Consider the following 17,222-nt stretch of genomic DNA (forward strand, 5'->3'; position numbering starts at 1 on the left):
ATGGATCGCGTAAAACTAAAACAAGCACGTCAAACCAAAGATAACATCCTAAAAGGTTTTATCTGGGCAGCTGCAGCTGTAACCGTTGGTTTCTTATTCTGGATTATTTGGTACATCCTATCGAACGGTCTGCAATACGTAGATTGGAACTTCATCACTGACGATTACACTCGTACTGGTGAAGAACGTGGTATTTTCCCAATGATCATTGCCACGATCTACATGGTAATCGCATCGATTGCGGTAGCCGCGCCACTGGGCATCATGACGGCGATATACTTAACTGAATATGCGAAAGTAGGTAGCCGATTGGTGAAAGTGATTCGATTCTGTACTGAGTCGTTAGCTGGTATCCCATCGATCATCTTTGGTCTGTTCGGTATGACCTTCTTTGTTTCGATTCTTGGTCTTGGCTTCTCGATTCTGTCGGGTGCACTAACGCTAAGTATCCTGATTCTTCCTGTAATCATTCGTACTACAGAAGAAGCATTGATGGCAGTGCCACAAACTTACCGCGAAGGCTCATACGGCCTTGGCGCTTCAAAAATCTACACTATCTGGCGTTTGATCTTACCAAGCGCAATGCCAGGTATCTTAACTTCGGTCATTCTTAGTATTGGTCGTGTAATTGGCGAATCAGCACCTGTATTTTTAACAGCAGGTATGGTGGCACGTGTTCCTGAGTCGGTATTCGATTCTGGCCGTACACTAACGGTTCACCTATATAAGCTGACAACAGAGCTATTTACTATCGATGAGTGGAACCAAGCCTACGGCACGGCGACAGTCCTAATCGTACTGGTTCTCTTGATCAACATGGTTACAAAACTGATTGCGAGACGCTTCAACACGGCAACTTACTAAGCTCATTAGCTGGCTCATAAATAAAGCGAGCCCCCGTGATAAAGAAAGCATCAAGTTAGACACGAATTTAAGAATTTAGAGATTACGAACATGAATAAATTTGATATTGAGAACCTAGATCTGTTTTACGGCGACAACCAAGCGCTTAAATCTATCAACCTGCCAATTCCAACTCGCCAGGTTACTGCTCTGATTGGCCCGTCTGGCTGTGGTAAATCAACACTATTGCGTTGTTTGAACCGCATGAATGACCTAATTGAAGGCGTTACGATTAAGGGTAAGCTGGATATGGATGGCACTGACATCTACGGTAATATCGATGTCGCTGACCTACGTATCCGCGTAGGCATGGTATTCCAAAAGCCAAACCCGTTCCCAATGAGCATCTACGAGAACGTGGCATACGGCCTACGTGCTCAAGGTATCAAAGACAAAAAACACATCGATGAAGTGGTTGAGCGCTCGCTACGCAGTGCTGCACTGTGGGATGAAGTAAAAGACCGTCTTAAAGCGCATGCATTTGGTCTGTCTGGTGGTCAACAACAGCGTCTATGTATCGCACGTACCATTGCAATGGAACCAGATGTAATCCTGATGGATGAACCAACATCGGCTCTAGACCCAATCGCGACACACAAGATTGAAGAATTGATGGAAGATCTGAAGAAAGACTTCACTATCGTTATCGTAACGCACTCAATGCAGCAAGCGCGTCGTATCTCAGACCGCACGGCTTTCTTCCTAATGGGAGAGCTTGTAGAGCATAACGAAACCAGCGTTATCTTCAGTGAACCAAAAGATGATCGTACTAAAGGTTACGTAAACGGTGACTTCGGTTAATCGACGATTTACGTGTGGTATTTAAGCGATTAGATACCTTTACACACTAACTGAAACGCAGGTTAGATAATCGAATAGAACAACAGAATTATCACTATAACTATAAGCGATGGAAGTTTTGCCCCACTATAGGTGGGGCTTTTTATGTGTCTAAAAAATCCCCAATGTCGATATGATTTTGGGCAGAGAATCCCATTTTTGTCGTCCTTCTCATGCTTGTGATAATGTTAAAGGTGAAACTGCGACCCGCTTAACATCTCATTTTTACTTACATTGATTGCATATCAAGCCTTCTGTATTTTTGCTTTATTCTTAATCGCCAATGGAAGGAAGCTGTGCCTGTTAAAGCCTTTGCAAAACAAATATCTGCGACACGCGACCATCGTCTGTTGGCTGAGTCTCTTTTTGACTATCTGGTTAAGGTACTTACTCCAAAAGGGATAGGAATATTTGCTGAACCGACGCCGGAGAGCGACGCATTACCGCTTTTTTCTTATGGCGACCTAACCTCATTGGCGAGCTACCCCTCTACATTTTGGCCGTGGGTCTCACAGTTTGATACCGCAGACGGGGTTTTGCCAATGGCTATCAACACCTGCAAGTGGGAACACATGAAAGTGCTTGGTGGGGAGTCGTTTATCATGATGCTCGACAACGCACCTGCCTCCAGAACTTATTTAATTGTTCAAAATTGCAATGCTGAGAAGGTTAATCAAACCTTTGACCAAGATCTTGATGTGTTACAGCTCGCGGCTGCCCGTTGGCAATGTATTCGTGCCGAAAAGAACGCGGCGCTAGAAATCAAACACAGAGACACACGTGAAGCTCAATACTTAGATGAGATAAAGTTACGTGAGCTGTTTGTAGAGAACATGAAGCTGGTTCATCAGGTCGCGCTTGAGCTTTCTAACCCTGAGTCACTCGATGCTTTGTATAAAGCATCGGTTGAGGCTGTGCGAGACAGGTTAGGGTTTGATCGTGCGATCTTCATGTTGCTTGATATGAAAAAGCGTTGTTTCAGCGGCACTTATGGCACTGACGAAGCGGGTAAAACCAACAGTGAACACCACACTCAATACGATTTGCACCAACTTGAAGCGGAATACATTGAAGCGCTGTCTGATAACCATACTAATCTAGTCATCATCGATAATGCGCCCCTGTATACAGAAGGTAAGGTGGTCGGGCAGGGGTGGAATGGCATGCTTATCTTGCGTGAAGGCGACAAACCTGTCGGCTGGATCGCCATGGATAACTACATTCATCGCTCACCGATTACTAACTATCAAAAGCAGATGCTTGAGTCTTTTGGCTCTTTGCTTTCTCAAATCTATATTCGCAAGCGCCAAGAGCAGAACATACGTATGTTGCACTCGAGTATGGTTGAGCTGTCTCGATGCGATAGCGTCAGTGAAGTCTGTAAGTCCGCGGTTAGTTTTGCGATTCAACATCTAGGTATCGATCGACTGGCTGTTTTCCTAACAGACAAAAAGTGCAGTTACATGCAAGGTACTTGGGGCACTGACATCAAAGGCGATATTGTCGATGAGTCCTATTATCGCTCTGAGCTGGTGGAACGTGACATTGTAGCCGCAGCTCGTGCTTGCCCTAATCAAGTTGCCTTTGAAGAATCAGTTCCTATCTATCACGATTTCAATATTGTGGGAGTCGGTTGGACGGCAATGACCATGCTCACCACCAATACGGGTGAGCCGATTGCGTTTATCGCTGCTGATAACCTATTAACTCGCAGTCCTTTAACCTCACAGCTTCGTGAGGTAATACGTATCTTTGCTTCGAGCCTTGCTGAGGTGCTGCAAAGAACCATGGCTCAAGAAGAACTGAAAAAGCTCAATGAAACATTGGAGCAAGAAGTCAGTAAGCGTACCCAAGAGCTAGAGTTGGCGAATGAGCAATTGGATATCATTTCTAAGCTAGATCCTCTTACGCGCCTTGGAAACCGCCGTATGTTGTCGCAGGTTCTAGAAGACTTGAACGGTGACGATCAAGGTGCCTTTGCCTTACAGAACGAAATTACATTTGGCTTGATTCTTGTCGACCTCGACCACTTTGGTTTGTACAACAGTGTCTATGGTCATACTGAAGGGGATGCGGCTCTGAGGACGGTAGGTGAGATACTGAATGCCCATGTTCACAATGATAAAGAAACCTTCTGCCGGATTGGCGGAGAGGAGTTTATGTTGTTGATGATTGGCACGAATCACTCAGAGACAAAGCAACGTGCAGAGTCGATTAGAAAATGCATTGAAGAGGCAAAAATCCTCCATTGTGAAAGTAGTACCAGCCCATATTTAACGGCATCCGTTGGCTATGCCTCGATAACGTCTGACCAGCATCAGTTCGATTTTGATTTGTTGTATGGCAAGGCAGATAAAGCCTTGTATCAAGCCAAAGACTCGGGGCGAAATCGAATTGTTTCTGCCTTAAAACGTAAAAAAGTCACAGCCTCTCTTTCTTAAAATAAAGGCCGTTGATCTCAAGATGATCAACGGCCTTTGTGCTTTACTGTTCTTGATGAACAGCGTCGACTAAAGATTTTCTAGCGAACTATTATGCTTTTTACTCGCAACTCTCTTGGGCTTCTTCACCGTTTTGATTGCCAGCTCAGGGCTCCATGTTTGGGCTGGTGAACCGGCTTCACCATAAAGGCTTTGGTTTAGCTTGGTGAGTTCGGCTTCAACGGTTTGTAACGTTTCATCACTTAGATCTGTATTTTCAGATTTCCATTGCTCAAATAAGGTTCTGGTCATCACGCCATCTTTCGTTCTTAGAGCTTCAATAAGCGCTTCTGCGGTATCTGATTGACGTTCAACAGTGTGTGTTGGTTTTGTCGTTACGCCGCGGCGTGACCAGAAGTAGAATGCCAATGCTGAGCTGATTAGCCACAAAGCTGCAAATAGGGCGGTGAGATAAGGCCAGATCCCAGGGCTATCCACAGTAACAACCGTCGGGCTTACTTGTTGGGCGGGCGTAGCAGTTACTGGTGGAGTGCTTGACGTTGCGCGATCACTTGCTTTTACCGCTAACTCTAGCCCCTGCGCTTTGCTTGTTTGTTCTGATTGCAAATCGGTGTTAAACCAAGCTTGAGACACATCAGGAAGCGAGATGTTTCCTGCCTCTTTCGGAATCAAGACTTGCTTGTAAACAACGACAGAATCACCTGACTGAGTTGTGCCAAATTGCGGCTTCTCTTCATAAACACGTACCGAATTAGGGTAGGTGATATTCAGTTTTGGCAGCTGGTGTTGCGTTAAGTTGCTAGCCGTCATCGTGATGGTACGAGTTAACGAATCACCCGCTTCCATTTCAATGGTTTGGTTGTCGCCTTCTAAACCATTACTATTTCCCAGTTGATTGCCTTGGCTATCTGACCATTGTTGAATCAGTTTGAAGTTTGATGTTGGTAACCACTCACCTTGGTAGCCTTTTGGTACGTCCTTCACAGTTACATCTAAGATTTCAACGGGCGTGTCGAGCTGGAACAGACGCGTTGTACTGGAGTTGTTGGTTGAGTAAACAACGGCTCCATTCAGCTTCGGTCCATTCAGCTTAAACTGTCCGGCCTTTTGTGAAGAGATACGGAAAGACTGTTGAACTACCGTCACCTCTTGTCCATTGAGAACATCTTGAAATTGCTTCGATTCACCAATAGGTTCCACATCTAAGCCCGGCGAGCTCGGTGGCGCTATTTTAGGATCTTGCAGCCTTCTTGGGTCAGCTTTGATGATGAGTTTTACATCAAGCTCAGCCACTTCTTCTGGGTACAGCGAGTTCTTGCTGAGATTAAGCTGGAACTCTGCCATATCATGTTGAGTTGGAGCGGCTTTGTTAATTGCAACATTGATGGTGATAGGCTTGGTTTTTGCCCCTTCAATATCAAAACTCGGGATTTGCAACTTACCCAAACGCAGTGGAGCAAGGCTAATGTTCCATTCACTTGATACCGAACGGCTGCCATTGACGATTCGCATCGACGACCCAAAGTTTGGTGTGCCAACATAGAAATCCTGCTGGAGCGCTGTTAGATCTAGAGCATCAGAGGAGACCTTTTCATCGGTTGCAACTCTAAGAAGGAACACTTCATCTTTGGTGACACTGTTATGTGAAACGCTCGCCACGGCGTTTGCAGCCAATACTGAGAAGGACGAGAAAGCTCCCAACAACAATGTTAGGAGTACGGATAAAAATGGCTTGTTTAAAAATCGCATGGTTACCACTTTTTGTTCTGGTTGTTAGGAGCACTTTTTTGTCGTGCTTGTAAAATCATTTGCGCTTTAAGCAGTTGGCTCGGGTCACGGGCGCTTTCTACTTGCTCAAGTTTTCGCATGTCAGGGTCGCTCGACAGAGGTTGATCTGAGGTTTGTGCTACAGCTTGCTGACTACTTTGCTCACCATCTTCTTTTGAAGCTTGTTGTGCGCTAGCACTTTGAGGTGTAGCGCCTTCTTGGTCACTCTGTTTCGGCTGATCACTGTTACTTTGTTGCGTGGCTTGCTTGTCGTCTTGTTTAGACTTTTCAGAGTCAGAGTGATTTTCAGGTTGGCCTTGAGATGAGTTTTGGTCTTGGCTACCGCGTTGATCTTGGTTACTGCTTTGATCTTGCGACTTGCCACTGGAGCTTTGTTGTTGATCCTGAGAGCTTTGCGAAGAATCATTTTGCTGACCTTGCTGACCTTGCTGATTTTGGTCATTCTGGTCTTTGGAGTCAGAATCGCCTTGCTGTTGCTGTTGCTGTTGCTGTTGCTGTTGCTGTTGCTTCTGAGCCTGTTCGACAATCTCTAGGTTCTTATTCGCATAAGCATGTTCAGGGTTGCTTTCAAGAATACGTTGATACTCTTGGATCGCTTGGTCGTACTTACCTTGTTGGGCTTGAGCGTTAGCAAGGTTGTAGCGAGCATCTTCACTAGAAAGCTCTTGCAGCGTCTGCTCTGCGGCTTCGAAATCACCGGCTTTGTATTGAGCAATGCCTTTCCACTCTTGTTGGGTGAACTGTTCAGCAGCTTGTTGGAAGTCCTCGTCCTGATACAGCTGATAGCCTACTTGATCATTGGTTTTCCACGGGTTCGCAAACGCAGTATTTGGTTGGCTAAAAGAGATAACTCCAGCTAAGGCACACCAAATAACCCCTTTCCTGAATAATCCAAGTGCCGGAAGTAATAGCAAAGGCAGTAACCAGAAACCGTTGTTTACTCTGGTGTTGAGTGAGTTCTTGGTCTTGGTTACTTCCGATGTTGTTGCAACGCGGTCGAGGTAGCTCGCGATGTGTTCAACATCTGAGTTATCAAATTGAACTTCAGTGAACGTGCCACCATAGCTGCGTGTAAGCTCGCGCATGTTCTTCAAGTTGGTTCTTGCCACCACGGTTTGTCCTGAGTCGCTTTGCAGCATCGACCCCGTAGGTAACGAGATTGGCGCACCGTTTTCACTCCCTACAGCTAGAATCGACAATGTCCAATCGTTGCCAGAGAGTAGGGAGTCGATCTGCTTCTTCTCTTGGTCATCGATGTCATCAGCAATCAATACCAAATCACCTTGGTAGATCTTCGCGCGAGTCATCATATCAATCGCAAGCTTAACGGCTGATGCGGCATCACCACCTTGATAAGGCATGATATCTGGCGATAGGTTAGGCACTAGGTTTTTGATGGTGTTGATGTCTGACGTTAGCGGGCTAATGGTGTAAGCATCCCCAGCATACGCCACCATGCCTGTTAGCCCTTCCTTCCATAATGAAAGCAGATCAAGAGCCTTGTATCGCGCTTGAGTTAAGCGATTCGGCTTAATATCGGTGGCATACATTGACATCGACATGTCCATGATCACAACTCGTGCCTGCGTTTTTTCAAAGCTTGGTTGTTCGTTTTTCTCGAAGCTTGGCCCAGCTAACGCAATAACGCCGACCAGCCACCAAATACCGAAGTAAGTACTGCGATTTTTCGATGGCTTGCTTGATTCTGGCGCCAAGTAACGGGCGATGTGTGACGCGAGTAATCCTTGTTTGGACTGTGTCTTGCTCAGCCACCAAATAGCGGGCAGCACGGCAAGCGCCAAGAACCAATATGGGTAGATAAAAGTAAAGTTAGACATTGTTTCTCCTAATGGCTAACAGCATAAATGCGAAGAACATTGCCGCCGACAGTGGCCATACAAACCACTCTTGTTGCGGTCGCCAGATCTTAGTGGCGTTCGTCACGGGCTCTAACTGGTTAATGGTGTCGTAAATCGTCGCTAACTCTTTGCTGTCACGCGCTCGGAAGTACTGACCGCCGGTGCGTTTGGCAATTTCTATTAGTGTACGTTCATCCAAGTCTTGAGCAGTATTGACTTTGCGCGTCATGAAGAACTCTTTGACCATCATCTCGCCTGCACCGACACCCACGGTGTAAATCGTTGCGTCGTATTTCTTTGCAATATCCGCCGCTTCTAATGGGTCTAATACCCCGGCGGTATTACTGCCGTCGCTGAGTAGAATCATTACACGTTGGGGCGCATCGCTATCGACAAAGGTTTTGGTGGCAAGACCAATACCATCACCAATCGCTGTTTGAGTACCAATCAGCTTTAACACCGCTTGATTGAGCTGTTGTGAAAGCGTATCTCTATCTAGCGTAAGCGGGGTCTGCAAGTAGGCGTGATCAGCAAATAACACCAGTCCAACTCGGTCGCCTTTTCGTCGCTCAATAAAGTCACTCAATACGCGTTTCACCGCCGACAAGCGGTCGATGTATTCGCCATTGAACTGCATGTCTTCTTGGCTCATCGAGTAGGAGAGGTCGACAACCAACATCAAATCACGATGTTTCGGTTGAAACTCTACCGGTTCGCCATACCATACAGGGCGCGCGCTCGCCGTAACCAGCAGAAGCCAGATAATCACGGACAACGCCTTTGGTAAGCGACTGCTCGGTGTTTTGGTATTACTGTCTTCTGGCAGAAATGGAAGCCTTAGGGCATGGCTTGATTCTGACTTTGGTGAGAACAAGTAAACGAGCAACGGCAGTGGCGCGATGAAGAACATCCACCACCAAACGAACTCGATGTTTAGCAAGTCCCCGCTTAGAAACATAGGGCTTAGAAAATCACTCATAAAGACCTCGCTTAGGAGGAAGGGCTTTACGAAGCCAAGTTTCGCAATCATTAACTAATTGTTGTTGAGCCTTTTTCTGTTCGTCGTTCATAAGGGCTACATCTTGATAGAGCGCTTGTTGCCACTGGGATTGTTTTGCTACAAATAACGGCTTCGCCAATTGCGCATCTAAGAACTTCAACCAATCATCACCAGACAAACCTGCAATTTTTTCACGAGGGAAATAGCTCAGTGCTGCTTGACGAACGATGTCTTGAGCTTTGCTCGGAGACAAGCCATCTTGGGACTGACTATTACTAAAGTAAGACAGCGCTTCTTGTTTCGCCTGTTGATTGTTTTTTCTACGTTTTAGAATGAAAAACACCAAGGCAATCAGGATAATGGCTGTGATAATGACTGCCCACCAACCCCACGCCAAAGGCCACCAAGTCGGGGCGTCTGGCGCAATCACCGGACTTAAATCTAAGGGCTGTTTCATGACTGAGCTCCTGATATCTGGCTCATGAGTGACTGCGCACTCGACAGCGAGCTATAAGGTATCGCGAGAGATAACCCCATCTGTTGCAGCTGCTGTTTCTTAAGCGAAAAAGCATGGTTAAGCTTTTGCTTTTCTTTATTAGAAGAGAAATTAAACCATTGAGTTTTGCTGCCATCGGTGACCTGTTTAGAGCCTTTATAGGTGGTTTCACCTTGCTCTAGCGGATCGTAGAAATGCACCAGACGTACTCTGTTGTGCCTCCGAATTTGACTGATAAGTGAGTAGTCACTTTCTTGGTAGCGCACAAAATCACTGAGCATAATAATATCGCTTCCTTTAGGGCAAAGCTGGTGAAGAGATTTCAGTCCATGCTCTAAGGTTGTGTCATTATGATTGTCGTGATGAGTCAGCGCTGCATTATTGATTTCTATGACTTTTTGCAAAATACGCAGTGGAGCATGGTTGCTTGCACTTGGCTTAATCTCAATGACCTCTTTGCCAGTATCGATCACCGCGCCAATTCGATCTTTTTGAGCCACAGTAAGCCAGCACAGTTGGCTAGCAAAGTGTGCAAGTTGAACCGATTTCAGCAACAAGGTTGAGCCGAAAATCATACTGCTTGATAGATCCAAGAATAAAATGACAGGCTGTTCTCGTTCTTCAGAGAAAAGTTTGGTATGCGCTTTGCCCGTTCTGGCTGTTACACGCCAATCAATGCTGCGAATGTCATCTCCCGCTTGATATTGACGAACTTCAGAGAAATTCATCCCGCGACCTTTACGGTTGCTCTCGTGTTGGCCGTTAAGCTGTGACCAAAGGCTCTTGGCGGGAGGCAACCAGCGAAAAGACTGCGCTTTGTATTGCAGCAGCTCATCCAGATTTAACGTGACGCCGTCACTATGGTTGGGTAGTTGATTATTCATGCGCGTATCCCTATGCGCTGCCAACCAATGAAATAAGGTGTGCGATCACTTGGTTTGCGGTGACACCTTCAGCTTGTGCGTGGTAGCTGCGCAGTAGACGGTGGCGTAACACAGGGAATGCCATCGCTTGAACGTCTTGTGGCGTGACGTAATCTCGTCCTGCAAGCCAAGCGTGAGCGCGGGCACAACGGTCTAACGCAATGGTTGCACGCGGGCTGACACCCATGTCTAACCATTGATCAAGTTGGTCACTGTATTGCTTAGGTTGGCGAGTCGCCATAACCAGTCTGATGATGTACTGCTCAATGGTGTCTGCCATGTGAATGTTGAGCACTTCTTGGCGCGCTTCAAAGATCGTTTGCTGAGATATCTGTTGTGGCTGAGCTGATTCGTTACCTTGAGCCTCACCACGGTTGAGTCGTAAGATCTCAAGCTCGCTTTCCATATCTGGGTATTCAACCTCTAGGTGAAGCAAGAATCGGTCTAACTGAGCTTCCGGTAGCGGGTAAGTCCCTTCTTGTTCAATTGGGTTCTGTGTTGCCATTACCAAGAACAACTCAGGCAGCGCATAGGTTTTTCGACCGGCAGTTACTTGTTTCTCTGCCATTGCTTCCAGCATTGCCGCTTGAACTTTCGCCGGAGCTCGGTTGATCTCATCCGCTAGAATCAGCGAGTTGAAAATCGGGCCTGATTGGAAAGTGAACTCCCCAGTCTCAGGACGGAAGATGTCGGTACCCGTCAAATCAGCAGGTAACAGATCGGGAGTGAATTGAATGCGGTGGAAGTGACCCTCAACACAATCAGCCAATGATTTTACTGCGCGAGTTTTTGCTAAGCCGGGAGGTCCTTCAACGAGGATATGACCATCCGCTAAAAGGGCGATCATCAGTTGCTTAACGAGCTCTTTTTGACCAATGATTTGAGACTCTAGATAGTTTTGAAGGACTTCGAAATTTGTTTTGTGCATTTTGGACTCTCTGGGTATCCATTTGATTTTTATTTTGAGTATTGGTCACTGATTTCGAGGAAAAAGTTCCAGTACATTTGCGTAATTTATTTTTTCAAAATTGGAAATATTTACAAGTGGTTAGCTAAAAAAATCGTTAGGTTGTGATTATTACTATATCAATTGGTTTTTATATACAAAAGCTCGGCGGTGGGGAGGGGTTTGAGTTCGGTTGGGTCTCAGGGGGTGAGAACTAAAATTGACTCTCGACAATGCGGTATTTGCTTAGTTAATTCATGCTCAAGGTGAATATTTCTAATTGTTACATCATATTTGCAGTTTTTTGAGAAGAAAGTCTCTAGTTTTATTGGTTGTGGCCGATACATCACTCAGATTGTGCATTGCTTGTTGGAGTGCACTAAAAAAGTCCTGTTCAGGGTATACCAATAACGAGCGATTCTTTTTAAAGGTCCAAATATGTTTAAAACTAACTCTCTGAGTATCAAGCAAAAAGTTGTACTTGGAATTACCTTTGCGGTTCTTGCATCGACAGTGATTGTTGGCGCAATGGCACAACAACAAGCAAGAGATGTATTAAGTCATCGATTGATCGATATTGAACTTCCAGGAATGCTAGAGCGAATCAATGGTGAAATTGACCGAGAAGTCTCTCAGCTATTACTAGCGGCGGAGCAAATTGCTTCAAATGAATTTATTTCTGATGCTATCGAATCGACCGATCGCGATCCGGCACTAGAAAATAAACTGGTTAAACAGCTGAACAATGTTCGTAACCAGTATCAGTTGAACGATGCCTCAGTGGCGAACCGTCAAACGGCTTACTACTGGAACCAAAATGGTTTCCTGCGTCAGTTAAACCAACAGCAAGATGGTTGGTTCTTTGGCTTTACGCAATCTGGACAGCCGACCATGGTGAGCATGTTCCAAGAAGCCAATGGCGAAGTGAAGATGTTTGCTAACTATCAACAACCTTCTGGTTTGGCGATGTCTGGTCTATCAAAGTCGATGGATGACATGGTTAACCTGCTGAACGGCTTTAAGATTGAAAATACCGGCTTCGTATTCTTAACCGATAGCCAAGGTGATGTTCAAATTCACCGTGAGCGTTCTCGCAGTGACTCTTCACTTCAACAACTTTACGGTCCTCAAGCAAGCCAACTACTGAACAAGTCGGGTTTTAACCTGATTACCACTGAAAGCCAAGGCCAAGAGCTGTTCGTGGCGAGCTTGTATGTGTCTTCAATGGACTGGTTTGTTATTGGTGTCGTTCCGACTGGTGAAGTGTTTGCAGAGTTAGATGCGACAGCGCAGAAGATGCTGATCATGACTGCGGTTGTGGCATTAGTGTTTATCCTAATGGGCGTAGTTCTGGCGAACAGCATTACTCAACCGATCAAGCTTTTGGCTAAGCGTTTCGGCGACTTAGGTGAAGGCGACGGTGACCTTGCACAGCGTATCGAAGTGAAAGGCAACGATGAAATTGCACAGCTTTCAAAAGGCTTCAACGGATTCATTGAAAAGATTCACGAGTCGATGAAAGAGGTGTGTTCGACAAGCCAAGCGCTTCAAGTGGCTGCAGAGAGTGTTTCGAATAAAGCTCACATCACCCACGACAACAGCCAAGAACAGCGCGACCAAACCCTTCAAGTCGTAGCTGCCATTAACCAAATGGGTATGACCATCAGCGAGATTGCATCGAACGCGGCAACCGCAGCAGAAACGGCAACTCAAGCTTCAGGCAATACGGAAGTAGGTCGCTCTGTGGTGAACAAAGCAAAAGACGCGATCAGCCGTTTGGCGCAAGATATTGAAAGCACAGGTCAGGTAGTAGAGCAACTGGCTTCTACAACTCAAGACATCGGTTCTATTCTGGGTGTTATTCGTGATATTTCAGAGCAAACTAACTTACTCGCATTGAACGCTGCAATTGAAGCCGCCCGTGCTGGTGAGCAAGGTCGTGGTTTTGCGGTTGTAGCGGATGAAGTACGTAACCTAGCAAGCCGTACCGCAGATTCAACGGAAGAGATTCAAAAGATGATCAACCAACTGCAAAGCGATGCTAAAGATGCGGTAACGGCAATGAGTGCGGGTAAGGTGATTACCCTTGAAGGTGTATCGGCTTCGGATGAAGCGGTAGACGTGCTGAGTGGCATTTCAGACCGTATCGTTGATATCACAGACCGTAACACTCAAGTGGCAACGGCAACGGAAGAGCAATCAACCGTAGTTCACACCATCAACCAGAACATTGAAGAGATTAACGCAATCAACGAAGTGACAACGAGCACGGCTGAGCAACTTGCTGAAGCGAGCCAAGAGCTTCGCGACCTTTCTTCTCGCCTAGATAAGATGGTTGGCTCGTTTAAGCTGTAATCTCTTTAAGCTTTAATTCCTTTAAGCTGTAGCATGGCTTAGAAAGAGACATAGACGAAGAGCTGGATTCATTTAATCGTGAATCCAGCTCTTTTTATTTACGGGGTTGTTTTCTTCTAACTGGCCTTAGCTTGATCTGGTTTCGGGCTTTGCACTTAATCGCTCTAGCATCACAGAGCGTAAATGAGTAAAATCTGATTAGGTTTAATATTTAGGTAAGTATCATGAGCGATTTTGAAAAAGAACTAGAGCAGATGACTCAAGAGATGGGCGATGAGCCAGAAGTAAAACTGCCATCAATTGAAGAGCAAAAAGCGATCGTTGCTGAATTTAAGCGACTAGAAGCGGAAGGCAAACTAACACCAGAAGTGTTAGAAAAACATTTTGGCCAGTTCAACAAAACAAGTGATACGCCAATCCACTAAGTTGATTTAGACAGGTTTCATGTCTGAAAGAAGTGATATTAGCGGTTGGGTTCATAGCCTAACTAACAGATAAAGGTCTAGCGCTTGCTAGACCTTTTTTATTGCCGCTAGCGAAAGACCGAGTGGCTGACTCATGAACTATTCAATGTAAGTGAAACTCGTATCCAACACATAAAAATATCCAGCACATAAAAAAATCCCCCTTACTGAGTAAGAGGGATTCGATATGGGCAAGTTATATCCTAAAAGGCTAAGCGATTAGTCTGTGCCGTATTCTTTGTACAAACGACGACATGCGCGGCCATCGCTGTGGAACAGGTGACAACGGTGCGCTGGAATACCAATCGCCAACTTGTCACCTGATTCGATTTTCAACGTGTCTGGCTGACGATAGATAACATCAGCATCGGCACTTTCAAGGTTTAGGTAAACCTGAGTTTCGTTACCTAGTTTCTCTACCATCATCACGTCAGCTTCAATCGTCGCGTCACCTGATTCAGCAGACATCAAGTGTTCAGGGCGAATACCCAGAGACATACGATCACCAGCATTAACCGTCGTCCCGTCAACAGGAATCCAGAAAGTCATGCCATTAGAAAGTTGTACCAATACGCGTTCTGCTTCAGCTTGTTCAATGTGTACCGACATGAAGTTCATCTTCGGTGAGCCAATAAAGCCAGCAACGAAACGGTTTTGAGGGTAGTGGTAAAGGTCAAGCGGCTTACCGACTTGAGATACATAACCACCATCCAGAACAACGATCTTATCCGCCATTGTCATCGCTTCCACTTGGTCGTGGGTAACGTAGATCATGGTACAACCCAGTTGACGCTGTAGCTTGGTGATTTGCGAACGCATTTGAACACGTAGCGCGGCATCTAGGTTTGATAAAGGCTCATCAAGTAGGAATACGTTTGGTTGAGAAACCAGAGTACGACCAATCGCAACACGTTGACGTTGACCACCAGAAAGCGCTTTAGGTTGGCGCTCAAGAAGGTGACCAAGCTGAAGGATTTCTGCAGCATGTTCAACGCGTTTGTCGATCTCAGCTTTATTTGCGTTTGCTAGCTTAAGACCGAAAGACATGTTGTCGTATAGGTTAAGGTGAGGGTAAAGCGCATAAGACTGGAATACCATACCTACGCCACGCTTTGACGGTTCAACGTCATTCATGCGTTGGTCGCCAATGTACAAATCACCAGACGTAATGTCTTCTAGACCTGCGATACAACGTAATAGCGTCGATTTACCACAACCTGATGGTCCAACGAATACTACGAATTCACCTTCGTTGATGTCTAAGGTTACGTCCTTAGAAATCTGTACATCACCATATGATTTATAAACGTTTTTTAACGTGACACTCGCCATCTAGCTTGTCCTCGATCGATCAAATTTTAAGTTTTACTGCTTATCATTATAAGAAATTTTTGGGTCAGCAGTAACTGTAGGAATTGGTAAGTATTGAGTGAGTAAGAAAAAAGTGGGTGAGACTTGGCTTCTTTAACCAAGCCCACCCGTCATAGCCAAACTGATGCCCATTTCCCCCACATCCAGCTAAACCTCCCCCGTGATTCAATCACAGATTTAGCTCGATGCTAATATAAGACACCAGCGGGCAGTGAAGCCAACTAAATGAATAATGCGTCAACGCATAACACTTGCCGGTAAAGGGTTCTTACTATCCACTCTTGGATGAATGCAGTTTCGGTGAATTGGCGTAAGGGTACATCCTCCTAATGGAAAATTAACTAGGGGGAGTAGGAGGGGAGGAGTAGATAAATGGGGTTATTAATAATTGGCGATCCAGTTCAAATAAATCCACCACGTAACGGTGATGTTGATCACGATGAGTATACGTTTTGTGATTGCAGTCTCTAATCTGACCGGATGGCGATCACGAATTTAAGCCATAATAGCTAGGGCGTAGTGGCTAGGATGATGAGCTAGGGTCTGTTTTCTCAGATCATAACCTCCGAAAACTGGCTCGTCTTGGTAGATGTGCCCTACGTATAAATATAAAAAGGATATTCACATGAAAAACGCTCTAAGCGCTGTAGCTCTAGGTACAATAGTTGCTCTGGGTTCTTTTGGTGCAAATGCTGCTATCGAAGAAGGACAACTAACAATCTGGGTAGGTGGTGACAAAGCTTATGAAGGCATGGCTGAAGTAGGTAAACGCTTCGAAGAAGATACTGGTGTTAAAGTAACCGTCGCTTTCCCTGACAAGCTAGAAGAGAAATTCCCTCAAGTAGCAGCAGCTGGCGATGGCCCAGACATGATCTTCTACGCACATGACCGTTTTGGCGGCTATGCAGAAGCGGGACTTCTTGTTGATATCAAACCTTCTAAAGAAACTAAAGAAGGTATCGTAGACTTCGCATGGGACGCTGTTTCATACGAAGGTAAAACAATCGCATACCCTGTTGCTGTTGAGTCAGTTTCGCTAATTTACAACAAAGCGCTTGTTCCTAACCCACCTAAGTCTTGGGAAGAAATCCCAGCACTTGATGCTGAACTTAAAAAAGACGGCAAGAAAGCAATCATGTGGCCTCTACGTGGCGGCGCTTACTTCACATGGCCTTTACTTGCAGCTGACGGCGGTTACGCATTCAAACAGACTGCAGAAGGTTACGACATTAAAGATGCGGGCGTAGCGACTGACGGTGTTCAGAAGTCTCTAGGTTTCATCGAGAAGATGGTACAAGACAAAGTTATCTCTGCAGACATGGATTACTCAGTAGCTGAGTCTGAATTCGTTGCAGGTAACGTTGCAATGACAATCAACGGCCCTTGGGGTTGGGAAAACATCAAGAAAGCTGGCGTAGATTACGGCGTAACAACACTACCTAAGTTCAACGGTAAAGCGTCTAAACCTTTCGTTGGTGTATGGGCAGGTGGTATCAGCACTGCGTCTCCAAACCGCGACCTAGCTGTTGAGTTCATGGAAAACTACCTACTAACAGATGAAGGTATGAAGAGCCTGAACGACGACAAGCCACTAGGCGCTGTTGCTCTTAACTCTTTCCAACGTCAACTAGACAGCGATACTCGTATTGCAGCAACAATGGACAACGCGATGAACGGTGAAATCATGCCTAACATCCCTCAGTTCACAACATTCTGGTACAGCATGGAAGAAGCGATCGGCAACGTAGTTGACGGCCGTCAATCAGTAGACCAAGCACTAAAAGCTGCTGAAGGTCGTATGGTTAAGTAACACCCAGGCACTACCTTTTAAGGAGA

General features: G+C 45.7%; 13 protein-coding genes. 6 read left to right on the forward strand and 7 right to left on the reverse strand.

Annotation, left to right across the window (positions count from 1 at the left end; translation table 11 throughout):
* From pstA to ACED41_RS12045, 3 genes are all read left to right on the forward strand, one after another.
* Positions 1-864 carry a phosphate ABC transporter permease PstA gene (gene pstA, locus ACED41_RS12035; protein WP_017064256.1) on the forward strand — a complete coding sequence of 288 codons (864 nt, stop codon included), beginning with the start codon at positions 1-3 and terminating at the stop codon, positions 862-864.
* A gap of 90 nt (positions 865-954) precedes the next feature.
* Positions 955-1,704 carry a phosphate ABC transporter ATP-binding protein PstB gene (gene pstB, locus ACED41_RS12040; protein WP_004737715.1) on the forward strand — a complete coding sequence of 250 codons (750 nt, stop codon included), beginning with the start codon at positions 955-957 and terminating at the stop codon, positions 1,702-1,704.
* Between the two features lie 335 nt (positions 1,705-2,039).
* Positions 2,040-4,184 (forward strand): GGDEF domain-containing protein, encoded by a 2,145-nt coding sequence (locus ACED41_RS12045; RefSeq protein ID WP_017064257.1) that lies wholly within the window; start codon positions 2,040-2,042, stop codon positions 4,182-4,184.
* A gap of 69 nt (positions 4,185-4,253) precedes the next feature.
* Here the strand turns inward: ACED41_RS12045 and ACED41_RS12050 are convergent, their stop codons facing one another.
* From ACED41_RS12050 to ACED41_RS12075, 6 genes are read right to left on the reverse strand one after another with little or no spacing between them, the layout of a single operon-like run.
* Positions 4,254-5,933: a BatD family protein gene (locus tag ACED41_RS12050; RefSeq protein ID WP_371721023.1), complete on the reverse strand. Its 1,680-nt coding sequence runs from the start codon at positions 5,931-5,933 to the stop codon at positions 4,254-4,256.
* Between the two features lie 2 nt (positions 5,934-5,935).
* Positions 5,936-7,810, reverse strand: coding sequence for a VWA domain-containing protein (locus ACED41_RS12055; protein WP_371725024.1), 1,875 nt, complete (start codon positions 7,808-7,810; stop codon positions 5,936-5,938).
* Positions 7,803-8,810 carry a VWA domain-containing protein gene (locus ACED41_RS12060; RefSeq protein ID WP_371725025.1) on the reverse strand — a complete coding sequence of 336 codons (1,008 nt, stop codon included), beginning with the start codon at positions 8,808-8,810 and terminating at the stop codon, positions 7,803-7,805. Before ACED41_RS12060 ends, ACED41_RS12055 begins: the two co-directional genes overlap by 8 nt.
* Complete coding sequence (locus tag ACED41_RS12065) at positions 8,803-9,288, reverse strand: DUF4381 domain-containing protein (protein WP_371725026.1); 486 nt, start codon at positions 9,286-9,288, stop codon at positions 8,803-8,805. The genes ACED41_RS12060 and ACED41_RS12065 overlap by 8 nt, the downstream gene beginning before the upstream one ends.
* Entirely contained in the window at positions 9,285-10,211 is a 927-nt protein-coding gene (locus tag ACED41_RS12070) for a DUF58 domain-containing protein (RefSeq protein WP_371725027.1), read from the reverse strand. Before ACED41_RS12070 ends, ACED41_RS12065 begins: the two co-directional genes overlap by 4 nt.
* A gap of 10 nt (positions 10,212-10,221) precedes the next feature.
* Positions 10,222-11,178, reverse strand: a complete 957-nt coding sequence (locus ACED41_RS12075) for a MoxR family ATPase (RefSeq protein ID WP_017064262.1) — start codon at positions 11,176-11,178, stop codon at positions 10,222-10,224.
* 456 nt (positions 11,179-11,634) lie between these two features.
* On the opposite strand from ACED41_RS12075, the gene ACED41_RS12080 reads away from it, so the two are divergent.
* Positions 11,635-13,551, forward strand: coding sequence for a methyl-accepting chemotaxis protein (locus tag ACED41_RS12080; protein WP_371725028.1), 1,917 nt, complete (start codon positions 11,635-11,637; stop codon positions 13,549-13,551).
* Positions 13,552-13,775: 224 nt separating this feature from the next.
* Positions 13,776-13,976: a hypothetical protein gene (locus tag ACED41_RS12085; RefSeq protein ID WP_004732016.1), complete on the forward strand. Its 201-nt coding sequence runs from the start codon at positions 13,776-13,778 to the stop codon at positions 13,974-13,976.
* A gap of 258 nt (positions 13,977-14,234) precedes the next feature.
* Here the strand turns inward: ACED41_RS12085 and malK are convergent, their stop codons facing one another.
* On the reverse strand, positions 14,235-15,347 hold the full coding sequence (gene malK, locus ACED41_RS12090) for a maltose/maltodextrin ABC transporter ATP-binding protein MalK (protein ID WP_017060047.1): 1,113 nt from the start codon (positions 15,345-15,347) through the stop codon (positions 14,235-14,237).
* A gap of 664 nt (positions 15,348-16,011) precedes the next feature.
* Here malK and malE point away from each other — a divergent pair.
* Positions 16,012-17,196 (forward strand): maltose/maltodextrin ABC transporter substrate-binding protein MalE, encoded by a 1,185-nt coding sequence (gene malE, locus ACED41_RS12095; RefSeq protein ID WP_017060048.1) that lies wholly within the window; start codon positions 16,012-16,014, stop codon positions 17,194-17,196.
* Positions 17,197-17,222: the final 26 nt, after the last annotated feature.

Source organism: Vibrio sp. 1F255 (genome assembly GCF_041439145.1).
GTDB classification, from domain to species: domain Bacteria; phylum Pseudomonadota; class Gammaproteobacteria; order Enterobacterales; family Vibrionaceae; genus Vibrio; species Vibrio crassostreae_C.